The organism is Novipirellula rosea (assembly GCF_039541335.1).
Lineage (GTDB): Bacteria > Planctomycetota > Planctomycetia > Pirellulales > Pirellulaceae > Novipirellula > Novipirellula rosea.
Genome location: NZ_BAABGA010000035.1, coordinates 26,819 through 47,773, shown reverse-complemented (window position 1 = coordinate 47,773; position 20,955 = coordinate 26,819). Strand labels below are relative to the sequence as shown.

19 protein-coding genes are annotated in these 20,955 nt (G+C 54.2%); 8 read left to right on the top strand and 11 right to left on the bottom strand.

All coding sequences use genetic code 11. The annotated features are described in order from the left end of the window. Positions 1-18: 18 nt before the first annotated feature. The 3 genes from ABD971_RS13080 to ABD971_RS13070 all read right to left on the bottom strand — a co-directional run bounded on the left by ABD971_RS13080 (position 19) and on the right by ABD971_RS13070 (position 2,054). Positions 19-261, bottom strand: coding sequence for a VOC family protein (locus ABD971_RS13080; protein ID WP_339944432.1), 243 nt, complete (start codon positions 259-261; stop codon positions 19-21). Between the two features lie 239 nt (positions 262-500). Then, the gene (locus ABD971_RS13075; RefSeq protein ID WP_345322690.1) at positions 501-1,052 is read right to left on the bottom strand and encodes a hypothetical protein; all 552 of its coding nucleotides are present in this window, start codon (positions 1,050-1,052) and stop codon (positions 501-503) included. A gap of 759 nt (positions 1,053-1,811) precedes the next feature. Then, complete coding sequence (locus ABD971_RS13070) at positions 1,812-2,054, bottom strand: hypothetical protein (protein WP_345322688.1); 243 nt, start codon at positions 2,052-2,054, stop codon at positions 1,812-1,814. Positions 2,055-2,114: 60 nt separating this feature from the next. Between ABD971_RS13070 and ABD971_RS13065 the strand changes: the two genes are divergently transcribed. Continuing rightward, entirely contained in the window at positions 2,115-3,518 is a 1,404-nt protein-coding gene (locus ABD971_RS13065; RefSeq protein ID WP_345322686.1) for a family 16 glycosylhydrolase, read from the top strand. A 79-nt stretch (positions 3,519-3,597) separates the two neighbouring features. Here ABD971_RS13065 and ABD971_RS13060 read toward each other — a convergent pair whose 3' ends face one another. Then, on the bottom strand, positions 3,598-3,942 hold the full coding sequence (locus ABD971_RS13060; RefSeq protein WP_345322685.1) for a low molecular weight protein tyrosine phosphatase family protein: 345 nt from the start codon (positions 3,940-3,942) through the stop codon (positions 3,598-3,600). Then, on the bottom strand, positions 3,942-4,124 hold the full coding sequence (locus ABD971_RS13055) for a hypothetical protein (RefSeq protein ID WP_345322683.1): 183 nt from the start codon (positions 4,122-4,124) through the stop codon (positions 3,942-3,944). Before ABD971_RS13055 ends, ABD971_RS13060 begins: the two co-directional genes overlap by 1 nt. Positions 4,125-4,378: 254 nt before the next feature. Here ABD971_RS13055 and ABD971_RS13050 point away from each other — a divergent pair, with 254 nt between their 5' ends. After that, positions 4,379-4,915 carry an FKBP-type peptidyl-prolyl cis-trans isomerase gene (locus tag ABD971_RS13050; RefSeq protein ID WP_345322681.1) on the top strand — a complete coding sequence of 179 codons (537 nt, stop codon included), beginning with the start codon at positions 4,379-4,381 and terminating at the stop codon, positions 4,913-4,915. A 563-nt stretch (positions 4,916-5,478) separates the two neighbouring features. On the opposite strand, the gene ABD971_RS13045 is transcribed toward ABD971_RS13050, so the two are convergent. The 3 genes from ABD971_RS13045 to ABD971_RS13035 form a co-directional block, all read right to left on the bottom strand. After that, on the bottom strand, positions 5,479-5,931 hold the full coding sequence (locus ABD971_RS13045; protein ID WP_345322679.1) for a hypothetical protein: 453 nt from the start codon (positions 5,929-5,931) through the stop codon (positions 5,479-5,481). A gap of 180 nt (positions 5,932-6,111) precedes the next feature. Next, complete coding sequence (locus tag ABD971_RS13040; RefSeq protein WP_345322676.1) at positions 6,112-8,319, bottom strand: serine/threonine protein kinase; 2,208 nt, start codon at positions 8,317-8,319, stop codon at positions 6,112-6,114. Between the two features lie 362 nt (positions 8,320-8,681). After that, on the bottom strand, positions 8,682-9,020 hold the full coding sequence (locus ABD971_RS13035) for a hypothetical protein (RefSeq protein ID WP_345322674.1): 339 nt from the start codon (positions 9,018-9,020) through the stop codon (positions 8,682-8,684). 238 nt (positions 9,021-9,258) lie between these two features. On the opposite strand from ABD971_RS13035, the gene ABD971_RS13030 reads away from it, so the two are divergent. Genes ABD971_RS13030 through ABD971_RS13010 form a run of 5 tightly spaced genes read left to right on the top strand, consistent with a single transcriptional unit; the run spans position 9,259 to position 13,994 of the window. Beyond that, complete coding sequence (locus ABD971_RS13030) at positions 9,259-9,405, top strand: hypothetical protein (protein ID WP_339944443.1); 147 nt, start codon at positions 9,259-9,261, stop codon at positions 9,403-9,405. Positions 9,406-9,424: 19 nt separating this feature from the next. Further along, the gene (locus tag ABD971_RS13025) at positions 9,425-10,348 is read left to right on the top strand and encodes a CorA family divalent cation transporter (protein ID WP_345322672.1); all 924 of its coding nucleotides are present in this window, start codon (positions 9,425-9,427) and stop codon (positions 10,346-10,348) included. A gap of 39 nt (positions 10,349-10,387) precedes the next feature. Next, positions 10,388-12,283: an AI-2E family transporter gene (locus ABD971_RS13020; RefSeq protein ID WP_345322670.1), complete on the top strand. Its 1,896-nt coding sequence runs from the start codon at positions 10,388-10,390 to the stop codon at positions 12,281-12,283. Continuing rightward, positions 12,280-12,684 carry a MarC family protein gene (locus tag ABD971_RS13015; RefSeq protein ID WP_339944449.1) on the top strand — a complete coding sequence of 135 codons (405 nt, stop codon included), beginning with the start codon at positions 12,280-12,282 and terminating at the stop codon, positions 12,682-12,684. Before ABD971_RS13020 ends, ABD971_RS13015 begins: the two co-directional genes overlap by 4 nt. Then, positions 12,681-13,994, top strand: coding sequence for an LssY C-terminal domain-containing protein (locus ABD971_RS13010; RefSeq protein ID WP_339944451.1), 1,314 nt, complete (start codon positions 12,681-12,683; stop codon positions 13,992-13,994). The genes ABD971_RS13015 and ABD971_RS13010 overlap by 4 nt, the downstream gene beginning before the upstream one ends. A gap of 131 nt (positions 13,995-14,125) precedes the next feature. On the opposite strand, the gene ABD971_RS13005 is transcribed toward ABD971_RS13010, so the two are convergent. The 3 genes from ABD971_RS13005 to ABD971_RS12995 all read right to left on the bottom strand — a co-directional run bounded on the left by ABD971_RS13005 (position 14,126) and on the right by ABD971_RS12995 (position 20,271). Further along, the gene (locus tag ABD971_RS13005) at positions 14,126-17,902 is read right to left on the bottom strand and encodes a CHAT domain-containing protein (RefSeq protein WP_345322667.1); all 3,777 of its coding nucleotides are present in this window, start codon (positions 17,900-17,902) and stop codon (positions 14,126-14,128) included. A 318-nt stretch (positions 17,903-18,220) separates the two neighbouring features. Next, positions 18,221-18,538: a hypothetical protein gene (locus ABD971_RS13000; RefSeq protein ID WP_345322665.1), complete on the bottom strand. Its 318-nt coding sequence runs from the start codon at positions 18,536-18,538 to the stop codon at positions 18,221-18,223. A gap of 110 nt (positions 18,539-18,648) precedes the next feature. Beyond that, a complete protein-coding gene (locus ABD971_RS12995; RefSeq protein ID WP_345322663.1) occupies positions 18,649-20,271 on the bottom strand; it encodes a hypothetical protein in 1,623 nt (540 codons plus the stop codon). 191 nt (positions 20,272-20,462) lie between these two features. Between ABD971_RS12995 and ABD971_RS12990 the strand changes: the two genes are divergently transcribed. Continuing rightward, complete coding sequence (locus ABD971_RS12990; RefSeq protein ID WP_345322661.1) at positions 20,463-20,765, top strand: hypothetical protein; 303 nt, start codon at positions 20,463-20,465, stop codon at positions 20,763-20,765. Positions 20,766-20,955: the final 190 nt, after the last annotated feature.

Sequence of the window (20,955 nt, the reverse complement as noted above, 5' to 3'; positions counted from 1 at the left end):
GCCCGCCGCTGCGGTAGTTCAGTTTTGCTTTGGTTGGGCAATGACGACTAAGTTGCCGTCTGGGTCATAGAGGCGAACGAATCGAGCCGAATCACCTTCTTCGATTTCACCAGGCTCGAGTTGGTGGTCAACGAACAATTGTCTGTTAGCATCCAGATCCGAGACGACTAAAGTCACGGTCGATTTTCCCGCTGCCTTGGCGTTCAAGAACAACTGCAAGCCCGTATTTTGTCCATGATGCCACTCGTGCAATGTATCCATTGGCGAGACGTCGTGCTGACGGCCGAACAAGCGACTGTACCAGTCTGAGCTTTGGGCAAGGTCTGAACACGAGATGTGGGCTAAAATTTTGTCGATGTTCATGAACAGACTGGGCTCCATTTGTCAAATTTTGGTTTCAGCCGGAAAACGGAGGTGCTCACACGGCGACGCCCCGAGACATTAAAGTCAAAACCGTCGTCGCCGCCGCTCGCATGCAATGCCAGGTTCGTCGGTGTTGTTCATTCGAATCGCTCGTGCACATACCGTGTGACATGAGCGGAATCAGATTCAGCATCGATAACGACAGAGATAGTGATAATAAAGTTGCGGTCGGAGTCACGCCAGTATGTCGAATGAGCGGCCCATCCGTTGGCGACAATCCAGTCCGGACCTCCACTCTTTGGCGATGTGAATCCAAGCTCCTCTAACCCAGTCGCCAAATGCGGGAACAGTTTATCGAGAATATCACGCGGCGACGCGTCATTAAGCGGTGCCACGATTCTGAGATCGTAGGATGAAAAGTTGTCGGCGTACCAAAGCTCGCCATTTTTAACAACGGATTCAATGTGTCCGGCTGGCGGATGAGATGACGTCTCGTTCGGCGGCAACACATGTTCAAAACCACTAGGGAGGTTCATCACGTTGGAGTCAAGTTGCTTCAGCAGAGCGAGGCGTCGTTTGACAAAACCATCGAGATCGGATCGGCTCGCGAATACGGTGTAAGCGAGCACGGTTCCAATCACAAGCAAGGCGACAGCCAAAGCGATTAAATTAACGGTTCGTTTTCGCATGCGTGTGCCTCTGATCCAATTCGAGCCGACGAACGTTGACGATCACCAAGGACAAAAAGTTTATTTTCCATTGCAAAACGCGATGCCCGATCCTTCGGGCGAGTAGAACGGTGTCGCGCGGATCTTAGGATACGCCTTGCGTTAACGGTTTGCCACAGATCTCTCCTTCGGGTGTGCCCAATATTTGATCCTAGTCCAACTGCACACAGACCGATGGATCACAGTCCAATCGTCAGTCGCAACGCGACGAACGGCGAAAGCCCTGGTCGTGAGTCCGGGAAACAGCTGTTGCTTCAATCTTTCTGTCTGCCGTGAACTTCGATCCGCGACCTCATCAATCGGTAACGACCATTTCCGCATGGCTAGTTGGTTGACCGGCCGATTCAAATCGAGGCATCCCACGGCGGGAGACTTAATTGGAAAGGTTAAAAAATCGCGGGTTAGAAAATAGGGAGCGATTGCTGAAACAAACTTGGACCGAGCAACGATCAAGTTTTGGGTGGCAATGCGTGTTTCAACATAACGGGAACACTGTTAGGGACGAATCGCGAACGAATAACGATGTGGACAAGGGCCGCCCTTCGTTCATCAGACGTCAGTCTGTCTTGTTTGCCGAACCGATCACGCCCAAATCAGCAACGCTATGAAGCATTTTGTGTAGCGGAACTCGCCAAGAGTTTCGGGAATTGGGTTCGTTCAACGAAAGTCTTGACGACATCCGCTACGCTAAATTAGCACAAACCCTATAAGAAAAATGCTTCACAGGGTCACCTCTTCGGGTTCGGTTCGAGATGACTGTGAAGGCTCGAAGCGAACCGTCGATGCAGACGCCGGCAGACCGATCGACATCACGAATACCTTGCGAGACGTTCGCATGAGGTATGATATTCTTTCAGGATCACTGTCGTAGAGTCGTCGCACCGCCAAAGTAAGTGGCAAATCTCGCAGAACTGATTCACGGTCGCCGCCCTGCATCTCCGCCAACCACATCAATCGAACCATGATATGAACAACCTATCGCCTGTATGTTGGCTACTGCTTATCGGCATGGTAGCTCCTGCAATGAACCCGTTGCTGGCCCAGTCCGACAACGACCGAACTCTAAAACCATTGCCGCATACCGATCCCGAGAACACCGGTCAGTGGCAGCTGCAGCCGGATTTTAGCGACGAGTTCAACGACGGTTTGATCGGAGAACAATGGCACATCCAGGGTCGCGACGACGGCCAAGGGGCGTACTACAACAACAACCGAGGTCGCAATTCGCAGTTCATCCCCGCCGCGATAACAGAAAGCATGGGACGATTGCAGATCAAATCGAGGTGGGCTCCTGACTTTGAATTCTCCAAGGGTTACGGTAACCCTCCGATAACCACTGGCGCGTTAATCAGCAAACAATTTCTCCACTACGGATACATGGAGATTCGCTGCCGGGTGGGCAAGAGTCCCATGTCGGCAGCCTTCTGGGCGGTCGGCACCGACAACCGTGGCGAACTCGATGTGTTCGAACACGTCGGCCAGAGCTGGGATGTCACGAAGGACAACGCAGACATTACGCAAACGATGCAAATGTCGATTCACAATTGGGACCGAGCGATCAATGAGAATCTGAGTAATCGAAGGCATTGGACTCAGAAACACACGCTCGGCTTTGACGTGACCGACACGATGCATGTTTATGCCGCAGACTGGAGCGAAAACGACATCCGCTTTTACGTTGACGGTAATTTGATTCGGACGTTGACCAAATCAGAAGCCAATCGGGTCATGTTCAACGGTCTCGGCGGTTGGGTGATTGATAAGCCCCAGAGAGTCTGGATCGACTGCGAGTTGTTTGACTGGGAGGGGCGAATCAGCGAACTTCGCCCGGAGATGTTTGGCGATGAAGCGGTTTTTGAGGTTGACTATGTCCGCATTTGGAAACGAGGTGTCGATTGCCCAAATATCGAAACCCAAAACCTTCCAAACTTGGTTTCCAACAGTGATTTCGCTACAGATCTGAGCGGTTGGAAAACAAAGGGCGCTGTCGTGGTGCAAAACGTATCGAAGTGGAAGTACTGGAAAGACAACAACGAATCCGCCGACCCGAATGCGATGCAGATCGGAGCGGGAGGGACCGGCGCGGCATCGCAAGAAATCACAGTCAAACCGAACACGCATTACCTATTAACGGCTCATCTTCGCACGCCGGCGACGTCTGGAACGCTCGAACCGTCCAATTTGCGGACCAAGCCGCTGGTCTTCCACGAGGGATGGATGGGTGTACAAGACTATGGAGGAGGAAGATTGATCCGCAAGGTCTTTCACAACTGGTTTCAGTCCTACAGCATCAAATTCACGACAGGCGAAAACGATACCACCGCGACCATTTTCTTTAACAACACAGAAACCCAACGAGGTGGACTCCTCCATGTCGACACCGTCAGCGTCGTGGAGTTGAAAGACCTAAGAAAACATGGAAACTGACCATGGCCTTGAGCATTCGGATGTTCATTCAACCGTTCTTTTTAAACTTAGCGACAGTGCGGTATGAATGATCTCTTCGCTATTGCGTTAATTGGTCGATCACCGGTTCCGCAGCCGACTTGATCAATTCCAACAAATCGTCGTCCATGAATCGGTAGTCGTCGGGGATGTCCAACACATGCACCGACTTGAACTTTGATTCGTCGGGAAAGTCGGCCAGGATTCGCTGACGATGTTTGTCTTCCATCACCAGAATCGCGTCCGCCCACACGACGTCGCTTGACCGAATCGTTTGCACCGCAGCCTTTGCCGTTCCTCGCGAGCGAACCGAAATCCGATCGTCACGTCGATAGATCGCTTCGGCTGTCGGGCTTCGCCATTGGTTTTTGCTGCAGACGAACAGAATGTTTGGACGCACCCGCATCACTTGGCCCAGTTCAGCACGAATGATTCTTGGTTTTCATTCTCGGGCGTTTTCCAACTGCCGCGTTCTTTGTCAGCTTGCCGCAAACGCGTGAGCAACGAAAGAGCGCTGCCACGACTGACATGATCATGTCGCAAAAGCCAACAGCAAATCGTGTAAGTGAACTCGCCAGAGTGGTTCAATGCTCGAATCCTTTGCGGTGGGGGTAGAATCTTTGCTCCAGAATACAAAAATTGCCGAGATCACACAGGACGTGTCGGTATGAAAGCAAAACTTGACGAATTACGGACTTTCAAGAAAAGCTAGTATTCGCTAACCTCCCCCCAACGATGAATGGAGGCCCAGCTATGAATGGAGGCCCCCACGAGGAATGGAGGCAAGGTTCGCTTCCGATGGGCATTTTGGATTGCTGCGAGACTGGAGCGTTGGAACGACAATGAAGAATTGGTTGCCATGGTGTCTATTGAGCGTCGTATTCATGGTTCCGGGGTGTCGCTCCACCGCGAAACCCAGCCCGAACCTTTCTTCAGAGCTGGTAACTACGGATACCGCAAAAGCGAGATGGAACCCAACCTCGTTCGTCGACAGTCCTGAACTTCAAGCCGGAACGGGTCCAATGGATGCGGATGCCGAACTCGAATTCATAGCGACCGATTCAGGACTGAAGTATCGGATTCTACGAAAGTCCGACGGCGTGAAACCGACGGCCGACGACACGGTGACCGTCAACTATCGTGGCTGGCTCAATGGTGGAAAAGTGTTTGACAGCTCCTATGAGCGAGGTGAACCAACAACCTTTCCCTTGCAAAATGTCATCGCCGGCTGGACGGAAGGACTTCAACTCGTGGGCGAGGGCGGAATGATCGAACTGTGGGTGCCTTCAAAGCTAGGCTACGGCGAACGCGGTTCCCCAGGCTCCATTCCTCCTCACTCGCACCTACACTTCATCGTCGAACTCGTGAATGTCGACTAGGCTTGCGTCGCAGCTAAAAATTAATGTTGGTGGTAGCGGAAGTCGTCAAGACTTTCGTTGTGTTTGCCATTCGATCCGAAACTCTTGACGGCTTGTTGATTTAGTGAGCCGTGGGCCGTAAGGCACCGGGTAGCGCGTGGGCCGCTGACGCGCGAACGGCTCACAAAATCAACAAGCCGCTGACGAGTTCCACTACCCTAAAAATAAACTGCGACGAAGTTCTAGTGCTGATTGAAACACGCTCGACGTCGAATCAAAAAAATCAGGCCAGCATTAGGCACGGCCAAAGTGGACTTTCAACAAATCCACACTGACCGCCGCTCACGCAAGGGGAGAGCGACAGGCATGACAAAGCCTTCGAGTGGTCGGTGACGACGCGATTTCCTGCTCGACTCCGTTCGCCGTATGCAAACGTCCTCTCATCGAGAGTCGAAAAATCTCTGGTTTGAGTGTCTCGCTTCAAAGGCACGTTCGATTGACAAAGCAACCGATTGTGACTGCGCTGGAACTTCTTGCTCAATTTTGGCGAACGAAATCGCTGCAATACGATGGTTCATTCGCAGTCATCTGGCCTGGCGGGTCGCAACGACTTCCATCAATCGACTCAGTTCATCTTCAATGTCGTCTGGATGGGCAACGGTGTCAGCGATCGAGCGGCGAAGGATTTCGCCGTAGCGTTTTCGCATACGGTGCAGTGACATCGCCACCGCTTCGGCGCTCATTCCCAACTGTTTTCCAATCACGTCACGCGGCAGGCCGCCTGCCAAGTAAGGCGACAACGCATCGAACAATGCCGCCTTCTCTGCCTTCTGGTAGTCGGCCCGCAATTCGCTCACGACGTTGGTCAACAGCGTGTCGACCCAACAGCGATCAAACAACAACTCTGGCGTGCAGGTGTCACTCAACGATTCCTGGTACTGCTGCTCGAAATCATCAGCTTCGATCGTTAGCATTTTGACGTGCCCGCCGCGACGCTGGGTTGTCTTGTGACGCCAGGGGCCACCGACGGATCGCACGTGGTCCCAATTGGAAGGTTCGTTCGAAATCCTAGGCTCCCACGGGTTGGTTTTAGGATGAGGTGGCACTTTTGGCGGTCGATTTTATCAGTAATCCAAGTCCTTTCTGCCGGTGGTGAGTGGCCCGCTACTTGCTGCCGGCCCACTACTGGTGCCGGCTCGCTAATCATGGTGCCCAGCCTAGTCCGATTCGCTTATTGCTGTCTGGTCCATGGTTAAATCCATGGTTGCCCTCATCGCAGACTCACTAGCCGCAGAGTCTTGCGAACCGCGTTCGTGTCGGCCCCACCAGCGGTCGCCGTCTTCGATTGTCCATTGACCGGCGTTCGCGCAGCGGGAAATCAACAGCCCCAGGTCTCTCGCCGTTTGCGGTCGTTTGGCACGCGATTTCTCCAGACAACTCATGATCGCGTCCTCCAACTGATTTGAAACTGGCGTCTTCCCACGCTTCGACAAAGGCACAGGTGTTTCTTCGATATGCTTTTGACATAGCTGAGCAATCCCACTGGCTTCGAATACCGGTTGTCCGGTCAACAAGAAATAGCCGACCGCTCCGACCGCGTAGATATCGCTGCGGGCATCAACCGTCATCGGTGCTTGGATCGATTCGGGAGACATGTACAGCGGGGTGCCCGTCAGCGACCCGTCGCCAGTAGAGTTTTGACCATCGGTCTGCTCGATTGCCTTGACCAGTCCGAAATCGAGAACTTTCACCACGTCGGGCTCACAGCCGCGTCGATTCAACATCACGTTGGCCGGCTTGATGTCACGATGGACCAGCCCCTGGGAATGAGCCTCGAAAAGTGAACCACACATCTGAAGCAAGATATGAATCACCCTCGCTTCGGATTGCGGTCCATATTCGGTGACGAGGTCCTGCAAATCGATTCCATCGAGATACTCCATCGCGTAGTAAAAGACACCCTCGGGAGTTCGCCCGTAGTCGTAGATTGCGATGGTGTTGGCGTGGTTCAATTGACAAGTGATTTGCACCTCTCGCTCGAAGCTGGCGATGGAGGTCTCGTTAACCTTGTCTGTGTGCAGCAGCTTGATCGCGGTCGGACGCCGCAGCATCGAATGGTGGCCTTTGAAAACGACGCCCATGCCGCCTTCACCCAATTTTTCCTCCAGCGTGTACTGTCCTAATTGCTGGGCTTCGATCACGGCGTCCCGCGCCTGACGCTGCAGTCGAGCAACGACGACCGTGAACACAAAGATCGCGATCGCACTGAGGATCAGCAAAATGTAGATGATCATGAACGTTCGCTGCAAAATAACAAGCGGCCGAAATGCCTGCGCGGCATCCACTTCGGTCGCCACACCGATTTCGTATTTCGGCATCCACCTCCAAGCGCCAATCACGGGGACACCGCGATAATCACGGTAACCATCCACGTTCACGCCCGGATTGCCGGCGACCGCATCGGCGACCATCATTGTCAGCGGCAACTGAGATCGGCGAACTTCCGGTCGATAACCTCGGGTCATGTCTTCACCTGGATCACGAACCAGCAAATGGAGCATCGATTGCGAGTCGGCATGGTCCGGCAACAGCCCAAGCAGAATCAAATCTTCATCAAAACGGCTATTGGAGATCATCGTGCCTTCGGCGTTGAAGGCGTACGTTTCCCCGGAGGGACCGACTTGGCCTAGTTGCAGGATCTGCGTAAACTCGCGCTCCGGTCGTATTTGCATTGCCAGCACGCCAATGACCTGAAACGACGAATCACGAACCGGCGCGCACGCGTACATGGTCGGAAAGCCAATCCGAGAGCGACCGTCCGCACTCTTCATCATCACCACGCTTGCGAATGGCTGCGAGACCAAGGTTTCGCCATTGAGCGCGCGATTAAGAAAATGCTCGTACTCCGGGATATCCTGTTGCCCTATCAACGCTGCGTGTGATGACGACACGATGCGTTTTGATTTATCAGCTAACAGAAAACCGACGTAGCCGTGTGCCGACATGGCTGGACCGAGTTCCCTAGCCAAGTCCCTGTGGAGATCCGATGGAGACGAGTCTTGCGTCCTGTTTGTCTCCAGCAACTGATAGGCCGTGTTACGAAGCGTCGCGTCATTTGCCAACGTTTGCGCCGTCGATTCCTGAACCTCGAACCATTTTTGCAACATTTCGGCTTCCACGCTGACCAAAGTCTGCAAACCCGAACTGACGTTGTCCTTGATCGTTGATTCGATCGCGTCTCTTACAAAATATCCAATCGTCGACAGCATGATCACCGCAACAATCGGCCAGATCCAAAGCTGCTTCTTTAAAATCAAGCCGGTTCGAGTGACGGTCTTGGAAATGCTTCGCGACGCCCACGTCATGTGAGCCTGCGGGTGCCGCGCGTCACGTCTGGAACGGCGGAAAAGATTGAGCGGATTCATGGTGACAGGTTCAGTGAGAAAAGCGAAGTAGAATGTGACTTCCGGCCGAATCAAAACGCGTCGCTACGACGGACATGTACGCCGCGAACGATTTTCTGGTAGCGACCTTCGCCAGAAGCTGGTGATCCGCATCTGCGCGCCAACAATCCGCGCTCTGGCGAGCATCGCTACAAAACGCCAATGCCGTAATTTGCAGCACAAACATCGTTCACGGCGTTGTGGTTTGCGGAGACGGTCGACCGTGCCGCTGGCAAGCGTCTCTGTTCGGGTCTGTTCGTTAACGAACGTTTGGGAGCTCTCGTCCATTCATCCGTCTGCCGCCCTTTCCAGATGAACAAGTTGTGAGACTGACACGTGCTCCTTTACCGAACTGGTGAGTTTAAGTTTAGGCTGAAAACGCTCTGCCCGTTATTAGACCTTGGTGTAACACCATCACGGGTCATGACAGCCGATTCCTGTTCACTCGCACTGTCGGGCATCGTCCCTTCACGATGGCCGTTTTGCTCGTACAACAGCTTAAGATTCAGGCGCGCCGCTTTCGACGGATTTGCAGGGGGATCTGCACAGCGGCCCACCACGACGGCATACCACAACAGGTCCGCGGTGTTACACGAAAGTGTAATTGCAAGCGAAGAAAAAACTCCCATGCTTAAATCAAGGTTCACCTCGATGGAGTCAACCAAAGCGATTACCTGGTCCATTTCGTTAGTGCCAAGACAGAACAATGGACGTCAGTGCGGCTGAATCAGATTGGATAGTGAGGGAATCAGGCAGACGGTTCGCAGAAAGATTGAGTGCTATAGCAATGACAAGCTTCCATTGAACAATCACGCGCAGTTCATCGTTACGACGGCACGACGTTACACCAAAGTGAAATGGTTTGCTGCAAATACTTTCGCAATAGCAAGGTGTCGCCGCACGCCAATATGGAGTTGACCGATGACTAAGAATGCAGTCTGGCAGCTGGTGATATTTGCTGTTGTCTGTGTTTCGCTAAACATGTTCTTTCACTTGCATATTTCGATCATCGGAAGTTTGCTACTGACGTTGGGACTCGCCTTTGCCAGCCGATACACGCAGTCATGATTCGAAAGACGGAAAGATAATGCCCGACATTTTCACGCTTCAACGAAAGGCCGCCGAGGGTGGGTCGGAGACGATTTCCTGGGTTGATCTCGATAGCCGTGCGGCCGAGACAGCGGCATGGCTTCAGAATCAGTCAGGGTTGTCCGAACAAGTCGTCGTTCGATTACTTCAGCCTGGCACGATCAACCACCACGAAATTCTCGGCGGTGGTGTCGTGATTTGTTTCCATGCGCGGAAGGTCTTACCCAAAGCAAACGAGGGTGATTTCACGTCCATTCGATTGTGGATCGAATGTGACCGCGTGATCAGCGTCTGTTCTGAAACGATACCGGCGCTAGAGGCATTGAAGTCAACTGCATCGCAGCAGCAGGGCACATGGGCGCCGCTCGAGATACTGACTTCGCTGATCAACAGCCACATCAATGAGCTGGAAAAGATTCTTGTCAATGTTTCTAGCGAAACGGACGAGTTGGAGGATCAAATATTGGAATCAGAGGAAGAGCCCAACATTGAGGATCTAGATCTTGTGCGGCGAAAGACGATTCACGCACGTCGCCAGCTGATTGCATTGCGAAACCTGTTGGTCTTCATAGTTTCTGATCAATCACTCGTCATCAGTGCGGCGGAGAGGCGGTCGGTCGAGGCCGTGACGGAACGCGTACGAAGCTACTTGGAAATTCTCGAAGACTGTCACGAAAGAGCTCATTTGTTGCGTGATCAGATGGAATCCCAATTGAACGCAAGGTTGAATCGCATTACTTACAACCTGACGATTGTGGCCACGGTGTTTTTACCGCTCAGCTTCTTAACGGGGCTGTTGGGGATGAACGTCGCCGGTATACCAGACGAACACAACCCACGAGGTTTCGTTATCGCGTGTACCGCCATGGTGGTGATCGCGATTGGGTCATGGATTTTCCTGCGATGGCGTCGGTGGATTTGATCGGAACTGATTTGTGTTGATGTTCACGAAGGTAGAATCATGAACGAGTCTGAAAAGTTGACTGATAACGATAATTCCCACTCGCTGGACCGAACATCTAACATCCATGCGTCATCAACACCATTGTTGGTTGAGCAAACGTGGTGGCAAAGGCCGTTGATTTGGGGTGTGTTCCTCGTACTGCTGTTTGTGCTGCGAGAGTTTTTTCTGATTGGCTTTCTTACGTTTCTATTGTGTTTCATGATTCGTGGCGTAGTGGGAGTCTTGACGCGTGCCATGCGGCGGCAGCGTGATGACCACCGGCTCGACTTGATCCTGACGTTGGTCGTCTTCTTTTTGATCTGTGCCGCGTTTTTCGGGCTCGGACGATTTTTTGTCCCTCCGCTGATTCGCGAAGGCAAGAGCTTACTGGCACAGTTAAAGGACGCGAATGCCGAGCAAGTGCAAAACACGTTGTTGGCCAATACAGTCGGCAAGTGGAAGTTCGACAGCCTGTACGGCACGCCGGACGATTCGCGGTACCAGACTGCGCTGCGTGAATTTCAAACCGCCGGTCGTCACGGCAACGGCTTGTACCAAGAATTCCCCAAGCTTCACTCGCGACTCGAAGCCGAATTCGAATCCAATTACGAACAGACACAAGTGCTTCAGCTGCGTTCGGATACGACGGTTGCCGGGACGCCGCTGAAACAATGGTTTTTGGAAACCAAGGCGCCCGAGTTATTCCATGACAAGAGTGACTACTACATCTCGCGTTGGCGGGCAAAGCAGGCCTCCACGCAGAAGCCGGATGAATTGGTCAAGCTCAGCCAATCGCCTGACTTCGAGTCTCGTCGTGACGAGCAAATCCGCCAACGGATATGGACCGATGTCAACGCCGACCCGGTGCTGTTAGCACAACTCACCGACCAGTGGGGCCGCGCGATGTCGATTCAGGCCTGGGATAACTTCCGCAGCTCGCCGCAATACAAGACTCAGTTTAAGAAGTTCTACGAAACTCAGTTCGCCGACGCAGCCAACCACGTACCGGTTGACTACGCCTACTTTCAAACGCTCGCCGCCGCCTATCCCAAAGGGAAACCAGCCTTCACCGCCGCGGTCCAGCAACATGACAAAACCAAACCGGAGTCGGCGGCACATCAGCAATTCGATTTTGAGTCGGCGAAAAAGCTCGAGTTGGGACAACAGTGGTGGGGCACCAGTCACACGGTCGATTGGGTGCGTGATCACGCGGCTGCCGATGGCCCTAAAGTGCTCGAAGCTGGAGTCCAGCGGCTGGACGAAGGACTCGGACAGGTGGTGAGAATTCCGATTCAAGTCGGCACCGCTCTGTTATTGGCAGTGTTCATGTTGATCGAATGGCACGGCGTCAAATCGGGCGTCGCCGGGATTCGCAACACGAGATTGCGGCGTGTCTTTGATGAAGTCGCACCAGGGATCGTCGCGTTGGGAAAACTGATGGGAAAATCATTTCAGGGCCAGGTGCTGATTGCCTTCATCAACGCATGTCTAACTCTATTGGCCCTCTGGTTAATTGGTGTCGAGTACAAGTTCGTTCTGGCGTTGCTTGTGTTTGTCTTCAGTTTTATTCCGGTTGTGGGTGTGATTTTATCAGGCTTTCCGATTTGCTTGATTGCCATTCTGCAACCTGGCGGTTCATTGTGGATGGCAATGCAGGTGATTGTGGCGATTGGGATCATCCATTTGATCGAAGGGATGATCTTGTCGCCGCGGATCATCGGAAAAATTGGCCATCTGCATCCGGTTCTGGTGATCGTGATCTTGTTGGTCGCCGAGCATTTTTTCGGCATGTGGGGGCTGATCCTGGGTGTGCCGGTGGCGATCTATCTGATTCGCGTCGTCCTATTGCATTCACCGATTCCGGGAATTTACGAACCCGAACCGGAAAACACTTCTGCGGAGGTGGCACCATGAATGAACATCTGCAAGCGACTGTGACGGTGCTCTCCTTAGTGAATCCCGCCATCGGTGGCGTCCTTTTTTCCAAACTGGAAAGCAGACGAAGTTCGCGAGAGAAACTCGGCGATGGGATTCAAGCCTCGATCGCAATTCTGGTGATTCCAAGTTTGGCCGCTCTGTTCGGAGCCAAAATGCTGCAGACCTTTGGCGTTTCGCTCGACGCCTTCAGTGTCGCTGGCGGATTTGTGCTGACCTGGATGGGATTTGCGATGCTCCGGCGAGATTCGCCCGATTCCGGCGGCTCGGCAACGGATCAAACCACTCAGAAAGCGTCTCTGACACCCCTGATTCTGTTCGCCGCTAGTCCCGGTACGATTACCGTCTGCCGCTTTGTAACGGAAAAAGGTACTCGATGAATAAGCAACTACCACTGCTCCGCCGACTTGGCGTGCCTTACACGCCACATCCCGACGAACGCCCCTTTTTGGAGCGGCTGCAGACCCGTCAAGAAGGTCACGCCGAGGTCAAGGTCGCGGCACTCAGCGGCCATGAAAGCAATCGGTTCTTTGGGGTACCGCTCGCGCGTCGAGGTATCCAGCCAGTCTGGTTGGAGATCAGCAATCGAGGCGAGGGGCCGCTGTTTTTTGACCGCGTCTATCTCGACCCAAACTATTACCCACCGCTCGAGGCGGCGTTGGTCAATCACTTCGCAATCGTCAAACGGTTGGCGGGATTCGGTGCGTTGGCCTGGTTTTTCTTACCGCTGCTGGTTCTGCTGCCGCTCAAGTTTCTCGGAGCCCGACGTGCGAATCGACGTATGGACGAATACTTTCGTGAACACGCGTTTCCAATCGGTGCGATCGCCCCCGGCACGACGGCACGCGGTTTCGTTTTCACCTTGCTCGACGATGGAACGAAGACCATCCAGGTGCGACTACTGACGCGAGACACCAAGCACGAGTTCGTTATGGCGGTGCCGATTCCGGGGCTTGTTGTCGATTACGAAACGCGGCCGTTCGACGATCTGTACGATGCCGACTCGCTCATTGACTGTGACGAAACGACTCTCCGTGCGGAGCTTACCAAACAGCCGCGAGCCACCGGGAATCGGCTGGGGGTGCGAGAAGGAGATCCCGCCAATCTCGTCGTCATCGCCGACTTCGCAACCATTCTGACAGCGTTCGGAACCCGCTGGGATGAAACCGAAACGATCACGCTGGCCACCTGCTGGAAAACCGCCAAAGCGTTTCTGTTTGGTACCCGTTACCGTTACTCGCCGGTCAGCCCGTTGTATCTGTACGGACGCAGCCAAGACTTCGCACTGCAGCGGACACGCCATACGATCAACGAACGGTTGCATCTGCGACTGTGGCTGACCCCACTGCGGTTTGAACAGAAACCGGTGTGGGTGGGTCAGATCAGCCGTGACATCGGCGTCCGAATTACATGGAGAACCTGGAATTTGACGACGCATCGCATCGATCCCGACGTCGACGACGCGCGTGATTATGTGCTCGAGGATGTGCTGAATTCCGGTCACCTCGATCGGATGGGCTACGTCGAAGGCGTCGAAGTATCCGAACCGCAGGCACCCCGGCGTAATCTATGCGCCGATCCGTACGTGACCGACGGAAATCGAGCCGTGATGATCCTTTCTCCCACAACCAGCGACCCAAAGTTTTTGGGTTGGCATAAGCCCAATGCCGTCTACTGCGAAAGTAGGTAGCAATGGGGCATCACCTACTGGTGCCACATTTCAGCCTCGGTTCTCATCTGGCGAGGAGATTCCGAAAAAGTTCTTCCAACTCTCGCGTCAGCGACGGCTCAACGTTCTCGACCACGTTTACCGCCGTGTCGCTACATTTTGGACTTCAGCGTTTCGATCGCTTGACGGTCCTCGGCATGCAGCTTCTCTAGTGGCACTCGAGTCTCGGAACCGTCCGTACGTCGCAGCACGACGTTCTGACCATCGCTAGAAACGAACTCAGCCCGCACCGAATACTTGCCATCGGCACTTCGCCAAGTCCGCAGTTCGCGACCGAAATCCAGCGAGGTCGGTGCCGTCTGAACCGCTGCCTTACCAGGCAACAATCTTTCCGGCGGAGGCCCCGCGATCGTGAACGCTGCCCACAGCCGTGGTGAAGGCCGATACCCGGCATCGGTGAACTTTTTGATGATTGCCAGTTGGGCCAAACGCAGCGCCGACGATGCCTCATGACCCGACGCGTAGTGTTTAAAAAACTCCGTCATCATTTCCGCAGTGATCTTGTCGGGGATCGACCACAGCGTTGCGGCAACGTTGCGTGCACCGGCCAACTGAAATGCAAGCCTCAACCCGGCCACTCCTTCGCCATCCTGGACGGTGCCCAATCCAGTTTGACAAGCGCTCAGGACGACCAACTCCGTGCCTCGGTAATCGGTAGCCAACACTTCCAATCCTGTCAGCACGCCGTCACCGGTTCCTTCGATCGCGGTGTTGGCGTTTCGAAATGCCAACCCACAGGTCGCCAGAGGATGCTGGTTGAGTCGAGGTTCAGAAAATCCGTGCGTACTGAACACCGCCACCTGAGGACGCTTGGCTGCTTTGACGATAGCCTCTTCCGCTTCGGCACCGAGGTAAACCTTGGGCTCATCGCCCGCCAATTCGCGCAGATAGGGCAGCACGCTACGAGCTTCCTCGGCGGTTCCCGGAAGCGGCACAAACGGCCCGGATTCCGATCCGCCGTCTTGCCCGTTTCCATCGTCATTGGCAGCTCCATAGTCCGGGGCGGCCACGATCATCGGCGGCGATTGGTGATCCAGTGATGCAAGGGGCAACAAATCACGACCGCTCAGCAAATACCGCACTTCATGGCTCTGGACCAGGAAACCTTTCTCCTTGCCTGGAAACGCAGCCCAGGGAGCGGTCCACAGCCGGTGATCGGGCGAGATCAACCACTTCTTCTTCTCCCACACGTCGGCCGGCAGCGGTTCCGTCAAATACGTTGACATCTCCTGCAGACATCTTGCGATTTCAGCTTCGGGATGATTGGAGATGATCTGTCCACGCAAAATCTCGTGAAAATGAGCTAACGGACGCGACAACGTTTCCCATTGTTGGCAGAGGACGATCATTCGCACTTCGCCCTGACCCGCCGGAGGTATGATCCAGGCAATCACCTTGGGATCTCCCGAATCGATACCGATCCGCGAGACACGACCAAAGTTCTCGGTCACGCGATCTTTAAGTCTGCCGAGCGGTGTGGTCACCGTCAGCTCGATCAAGACCGAATCCTCAGGAATTCTTTGCCGGACATCGTCCAGGTCGGTCCACGGTTCCTGTCGCAATTCGGTCCAACCCGCCTGACCAAGCTGCCAAGAGAGTTCGGATTCACGCTTGCGAAGTTGTGCAAGTTCGCTGCGTTCTTCGCTTTTCCTATTCAAGCCGATATCGGGCGTTTGCGCTGCCACTAAGCTAACCGACGAAATCCGATTTCTTGTCTCAGCCAATTCGCTCGCGATCGACCGCACCGCTGGATCCTGCGTCGACGCGACAGTCCGTGCTCGTTCGGCCAGCACCCGAGTTGCCGCTCCTTTGGCATTCAAGATCCAGCCAGCCGAGATCGTGGCCGCGTCGGGATGCTCCTGCAGTCGCACCGCCATCGCGAACGCCGCAAGCAGCGACGACCGAAAATGTTCCTTCAAAAAGTCGCCCTGCTCCTGCTCGGACAACAGCGGTAGTAATCGGGCAACGTGATCACGCAGCGTCCGTTGGTTCCGATCCATCAGCGCGAGCGCTTCGCTCGGCCGGCCAAGCCGCTCGTACAACTGAGCAAGCTGCAGTGCTGCTTGCGCGGTGTCGGGGTGGTTCGCGCCCAAGTGACGCTCGTGGGCGGCCAGCTGCTCGACCAGAATCGGTTCGAGCACCTCCCACCGATCCGCCTGTTTTACAAACTTTGCGACTTGATCGTAAATTCTGCGTGCGCTCGAGGACAACGTCCCTGCCTCGGTTTTGACGCGCGTCCAGGCCTGAATCAGCAACTCGATCGCCTCCGACGCGACCTCCGGATCGTCGCGATCAAATATCAGCTCGGCAAGTATGATGTTGTTCGATACGTCAAACGGCTTACCATCGGCACGGCGTCGATCCACTACGCGTCGAAGTGCCTTCGCTGCTGCAGCTTGATCGCCCAAATCGCGATAGGTCCAAGAAATCTGCTTGACCAGATACTCCCAACGCGAATCGAATCGGTTGCCGGCTTCGGCCATCTCAGCCGCTTTGATAAACAGTGGAAGTGCTTTCTCGGGTTGCCTTAGACCGTTTCGATAAGCTTGCCCGCACTGTCCAATCAGCAACTGATGCCGTTTTGGTGCCCGTTGCAAACGACGTCGTCCCGCGGCCAGCAACGCTTCGATCTCCTGCTCGGCCTGTTTCACAGCCCCTTGTTCCTTCAAATCATTGACCTTGTAGGTGATCCCTTTGATCTCTTCCAGGAACAGTTCTTCGCGGGTCTTCTTTTCCACCTTTGGTTGCTCGGGCACATACCGACGTTCAAGTCCCGAGTCTGATGCAGTCAATTTTTGCTCGAACTGTTCATCGACTTTCCAGATTTGTGACAAGCGGCCATATTCCAGCCGAACCATTAAATACCGTCGGTCCGGCGACAAGCGAAGGTCGTCAACAAAACCAAATTTTTCGCGACTGAGGGCTTCCCGCACCTGCGGACCGAAGGGCAGGTATTTCACTTCGTCCGGATCCGAGAGCCGCCGTACTTGCACCGCATCGATCGACTCATCGCCATAGCTGTTGATCGTGTACAGCCGGTCGTTGTCGGGATCGGTCTCCATCGAATAGTGATTTTTCAGATACAATCCTCGTCGCCCCGACCGCATATCAAAGCTGGCCGCGCCCCCTTCCCCGGCATGGATATGATGCGTCCCGTAAACCTTCTCTCCTTGCCGATCGGTCGCTAGATACCACAGCAACCGACCCTCTACTGGAATCGTGACCGGCGATTTATTATCCAAATCCCAACGTCGCGTCATCTCACCGCAGCTCGAAAGAAAATATTTTCCTTGGTCGTCAAACGCAGCGTTTACAATTGCGGTGGGGTGGTCCGGAATCTGCCCGGCCGGTTCTCCGCTTGGTAGCTGCCACAGCGTAATCTCACGTTCCCGGCACAACGCCAAGGTTGCTCCATTCGGGTCTATGACCGGAATTGCCCGACCATATGTCACCGGCCATGACCGCACCAACGATTGCGTATCCAGATCGAACAGTTTCGCCGATTCCCTTTCACAGATGACCAGATAGCGTCCGTCGGGCGAACAGGCTGATTTCTGCGAGACAAAGTCTGCCGAATACGGCAGTCGGCTGATCTCTCGTCCGCTTGTCAGATCAAAAACGACAAACGCCGTAATGCGAGCCGCCAATGCACGCCTCGACGGGTTCGGCGCGAATTCGCAAGCGATCACCCGATCGTTGTTCGCTAGATGAATCGCAACAGGGCCGGTTTCGTGATACGTCTCGATGCTTCCCTTGCTCGCATCGAGCCGAAAGGAGGCGTCGATCGACTGGGCAGAAGCCGCAAAATTTCCCGCAGTGCAAATTAGCAATGCGGCCATCAAGAATCTGGCATACTGCCAACGAAACATCGTCTACCCCTTTTCCATGGTTCTGCGAAAACCGCTTAGACGCGGGCTGCGAGATTTGGTTCCCACGATTTGGGCTCAACAATACGTCATCGCGGCGCGGCCGTCCAGCATCTCAGCTCGGGTTACACTGTGAAGCATTTCGTAGCGGCACTCGTCAAGAGTTTCGGGGCAAACATTAATCAAACGAACGTCTTGAAGACCTCCGCTGCACCAAAATGAACGACAAAACCTAGTTTGGGGTGACGGCAGTGCACCCGAAGATGTGATTGCCACAAAGCAGCCAACTCCAACGTGGTTGAAAAAGACAGATCACACGAATCACGTTACCGCCCACGCTTTTTCCGCGAGGCGATGAATGGCGGTAAGAATCGATTCAAGTTGTTCGTGAAGTTGCGTTGATTGTTGGTCCGAGATCGCGTCTTCGCTCCATAGACCAAAGACGGCTCCCCTGGCGTATCCGTGGCCCGCAAGCGCACGCTTGAGTTGAGCGATGGCGAGTGCTCGATGAGTGATGTCCTCCAGCTCACTACGGGTTGCTTGAACCAGGCCGCCGACCATATCCATGCTCGCTCGCGAGAGCATTGGACGAAACGATGATCGTTTGACTCCTTCGTCATCCAAATCCATCACGGCCATCAAGAACGCTCGAGTTTGTTCGACCGCAGGGTGATCTTTCCGATTCCTGTCGAGAGCGGTTCTGTCGAAAGGAGTCGTTGGCAGACTTTCACGCCATGGCTGCCTTTCATTCAAAATGGAAAATCAAGATCATTTTCGTCTATCGCCGGGTTTCGCAGCGACTCGTCAATCCGGCTTTGCAAATCGACTGACCTTGAAGTCAATTGCGGGTATCGATCGGCGAGTGTTTTCAAGTTGGCTTTCAACTCAGATGCTGACTCACGACGATCGTCGGCACCACTGCGTCGATAGTGGGCGAAGCACTCGTTCAGACTCGTAATATCATCACGACAGGCATCGGATGTTTCAAGTTCCGATACGACCTCTGCAACCATGAACGCCATTTTCAAGACCCCGCCATTGTCTCCGAGAATCGGACGGTCATCACCAATGCCCGTCCATGCCGATGCAAACGGATCGACCGCATCGCTGTTGGCTTCATGTTTGGCCCATCGCCGATCCATCTCCGCCTGAATTTCGGCATCTTCTTTTTGTTGCTCTTCCCAAGCCGTGCGGGTCGCCAGCATTGAAAACGCAAACTCGTCGTCGAGTTCCAAGTGGTGACCGTCGATGCGGGTGAAGCCAACGCCGAATATTCCGTCAGCCATCATTTGACAGATCGGACAATCGCAATCGACCAGATGCGATTCGGATTCCGCGCCGTCGATCCCTTCAATCGCGACACCGACACCCCGGGGAACCCGGCGTCGATCACATTCAATCATGAAGCTCGGCGGCGATCCGCCTTCGAACGGACTTTCCAACCAATTGTCTTTGACATCGCAGAGCAACTTGCTAAATGCATTGACTGTAATCGGCGATTCGTTCGGCTTCGTTCCATGGAACCAAGCTGCGTTGATCAGCTCGCGGCACAAGTCGAAGTACAGGCACATTTCCTGACTTCCCATCGGCGCTGTCGCAAAGCCGTCCCAATCGCGGGGAGCAGCCACCATCGGCCCGCCATCTTCAAAACGGATTCGCTGCCCCCAAGTGACTCGATCACTCCACTGGGTTGCCCCGTGCAGTAATTCTCGTGGCATGCGACCACCCAAGTCTTCACGGGGTGTCATCAACCAATCGCGATGGACCGCGACGGTGAAGGGGTAGCGAGCCTGTTCGTTGTCGCTGGCGCCGCTTGTTCGCCAAGCGTCACTTTTGATTGTCTCCAAGACCCGCGTCGCAAGCTCCATCAACATCACGTCGCCGAACAGAATATTCCGGTCGACCACCGGTTTGTCGATCGGCGACTGTCGAGGTTGATCGAGCTCATCCGCCGTAACAAGCTCGTGCAACTCCCACCACGGCGGCAGATGAACACTCATAGGAAACTGCTGTTTGCCGCTTTCATCGACAACCATCGCAAACGTCGCATCCCTTCCGACCTCTTGAAAGTTGCCACCGGTCAGTAATCGTTTGGATCGAAAATCGATGGCAACCCATGCCTCGGAGGATCGCAGCTTCGTTGCCACCGATTCACGATCCGTTTCATCCATCGGCACACTGCTAGCGAATTCAGCGACCGCCGGCGTGCGATAACGAGGCCAAACGTCCATCGCTTCTGTCCAGTCGGCCGGATCTTCCGAAACCAGCGCGATCAAGGTCATCGCGGTGTCAACGTCGAGTGCATCGGCAAGCAACCAACGCGAGTGCTCCAAAACGACAACTGTCGTCACATCGTCTTCTTTTTCGGTCACTTCCGCCCCCCCTTTTTCGCAACGAGCGCAAAAATGAATCGACCATCCCCAAGCCCCAGTTTAACAGTTTCGAACGGGGATTTTTGTTCTTTTTCGCGAATGCTCAGTCACGAAGTGACGACAGGCTGTAACCACGGACGTGAGTCCGTGGTTTAGGAGAACAGAAGCAACCTCAGTCGCAACGCGACGACATGAAACGTTTCTGCCGGATGCCAGCATTCATTTTGTCGACCACACTCGGCGAACCGACCACCGAGCATCCCCGCAATATTGCACTGCTAGCGGTCACTTTGCTCGGTCATGCAGCGATTGATGGCATCGCTGATGATGCCAACTCGCCGATGGGCCGCAAATTGTGGCATTCGCGACATATCGATCACGTGGTCGTGCGATGGCTGCTGCCGAGACGAATAAAGGCGGCGTTCAAAATACCAGTCAGTGCTAACACTCCTCTTTTCTCGACGCCCAAATCTGCAGCGTCGAGGAGATTGTGATCGGCATCGGATGCGAGTCCTGTCGCCACCCTCAGGGATCCAAGGAACATTCTTTGATTTTCAATGCGATGCTCGCCATCCGTTTCAAATACGAGACCAAACGAAAGTTACATTCGCTAGCGTGCGAGTTAAAACTCGACTGATTCTCAATTTTGGCACTGTGATTGCTCTCACCCCAGAAAGGTAAAAA

Bases quoted from the DNA above. Each gene is read 5' to 3' on its own strand.
- ABD971_RS13025 (WP_345322672.1), top strand. From the start codon at position 9,425: ATGCCCGACATTTTCACGCTTCAACGAAAGGCCGCCGAGGGTGGGTCG.
- ABD971_RS13075 (WP_345322690.1), bottom strand. From the start codon at position 1,052: ATGCGAAAACGAACCGTTAATTTAATCGCTTTGGCTGTCGCCTTGCTT.
- ABD971_RS13070 (WP_345322688.1), bottom strand. From the start codon at position 2,054: ATGGTTCGATTGATGTGGTTGGCGGAGATGCAGGGCGGCGACCGTGAA.
- ABD971_RS13040 (WP_345322676.1), bottom strand. From the start codon at position 8,319: ATGAATCCGCTCAATCTTTTCCGCCGTTCCAGACGTGACGCGCGGCAC.
- ABD971_RS13065 (WP_345322686.1), top strand. From the start codon at position 2,115: ATGAACCCGTTGCTGGCCCAGTCCGACAACGACCGAACTCTAAAACCA.
- ABD971_RS13080 (WP_339944432.1), bottom strand. From the start codon at position 261: ATGGATACATTGCACGAGTGGCATCATGGACAAAATACGGGCTTGCAG.
- ABD971_RS13015 (WP_339944449.1), top strand. From the start codon at position 12,280: ATGAATGAACATCTGCAAGCGACTGTGACGGTGCTCTCCTTAGTGAAT.
- ABD971_RS13005 (WP_345322667.1), bottom strand. From the start codon at position 17,902: ATGTTTCGTTGGCAGTATGCCAGATTCTTGATGGCCGCATTGCTAATT.
- ABD971_RS13060 (WP_345322685.1), bottom strand. From the start codon at position 3,942: ATGCGGGTGCGTCCAAACATTCTGTTCGTCTGCAGCAAAAACCAATGG.
- ABD971_RS13020 (WP_345322670.1), top strand. From the start codon at position 10,388: ATGAACGAGTCTGAAAAGTTGACTGATAACGATAATTCCCACTCGCTG.
- ABD971_RS12990 (WP_345322661.1), top strand. From the start codon at position 20,463: ATGAAACGTTTCTGCCGGATGCCAGCATTCATTTTGTCGACCACACTC.
- ABD971_RS13035 (WP_345322674.1), bottom strand. From the start codon at position 9,020: ATGGACCAGGTAATCGCTTTGGTTGACTCCATCGAGGTGAACCTTGAT.
- ABD971_RS13050 (WP_345322681.1), top strand. From the start codon at position 4,379: ATGAAGAATTGGTTGCCATGGTGTCTATTGAGCGTCGTATTCATGGTT.
- ABD971_RS13000 (WP_345322665.1), bottom strand. From the start codon at position 18,538: ATGGCCGTGATGGATTTGGATGACGAAGGAGTCAAACGATCATCGTTT.
- ABD971_RS13030 (WP_339944443.1), top strand. From the start codon at position 9,259: ATGACTAAGAATGCAGTCTGGCAGCTGGTGATATTTGCTGTTGTCTGT.
- ABD971_RS13010 (WP_339944451.1), top strand. From the start codon at position 12,681: ATGAATAAGCAACTACCACTGCTCCGCCGACTTGGCGTGCCTTACACG.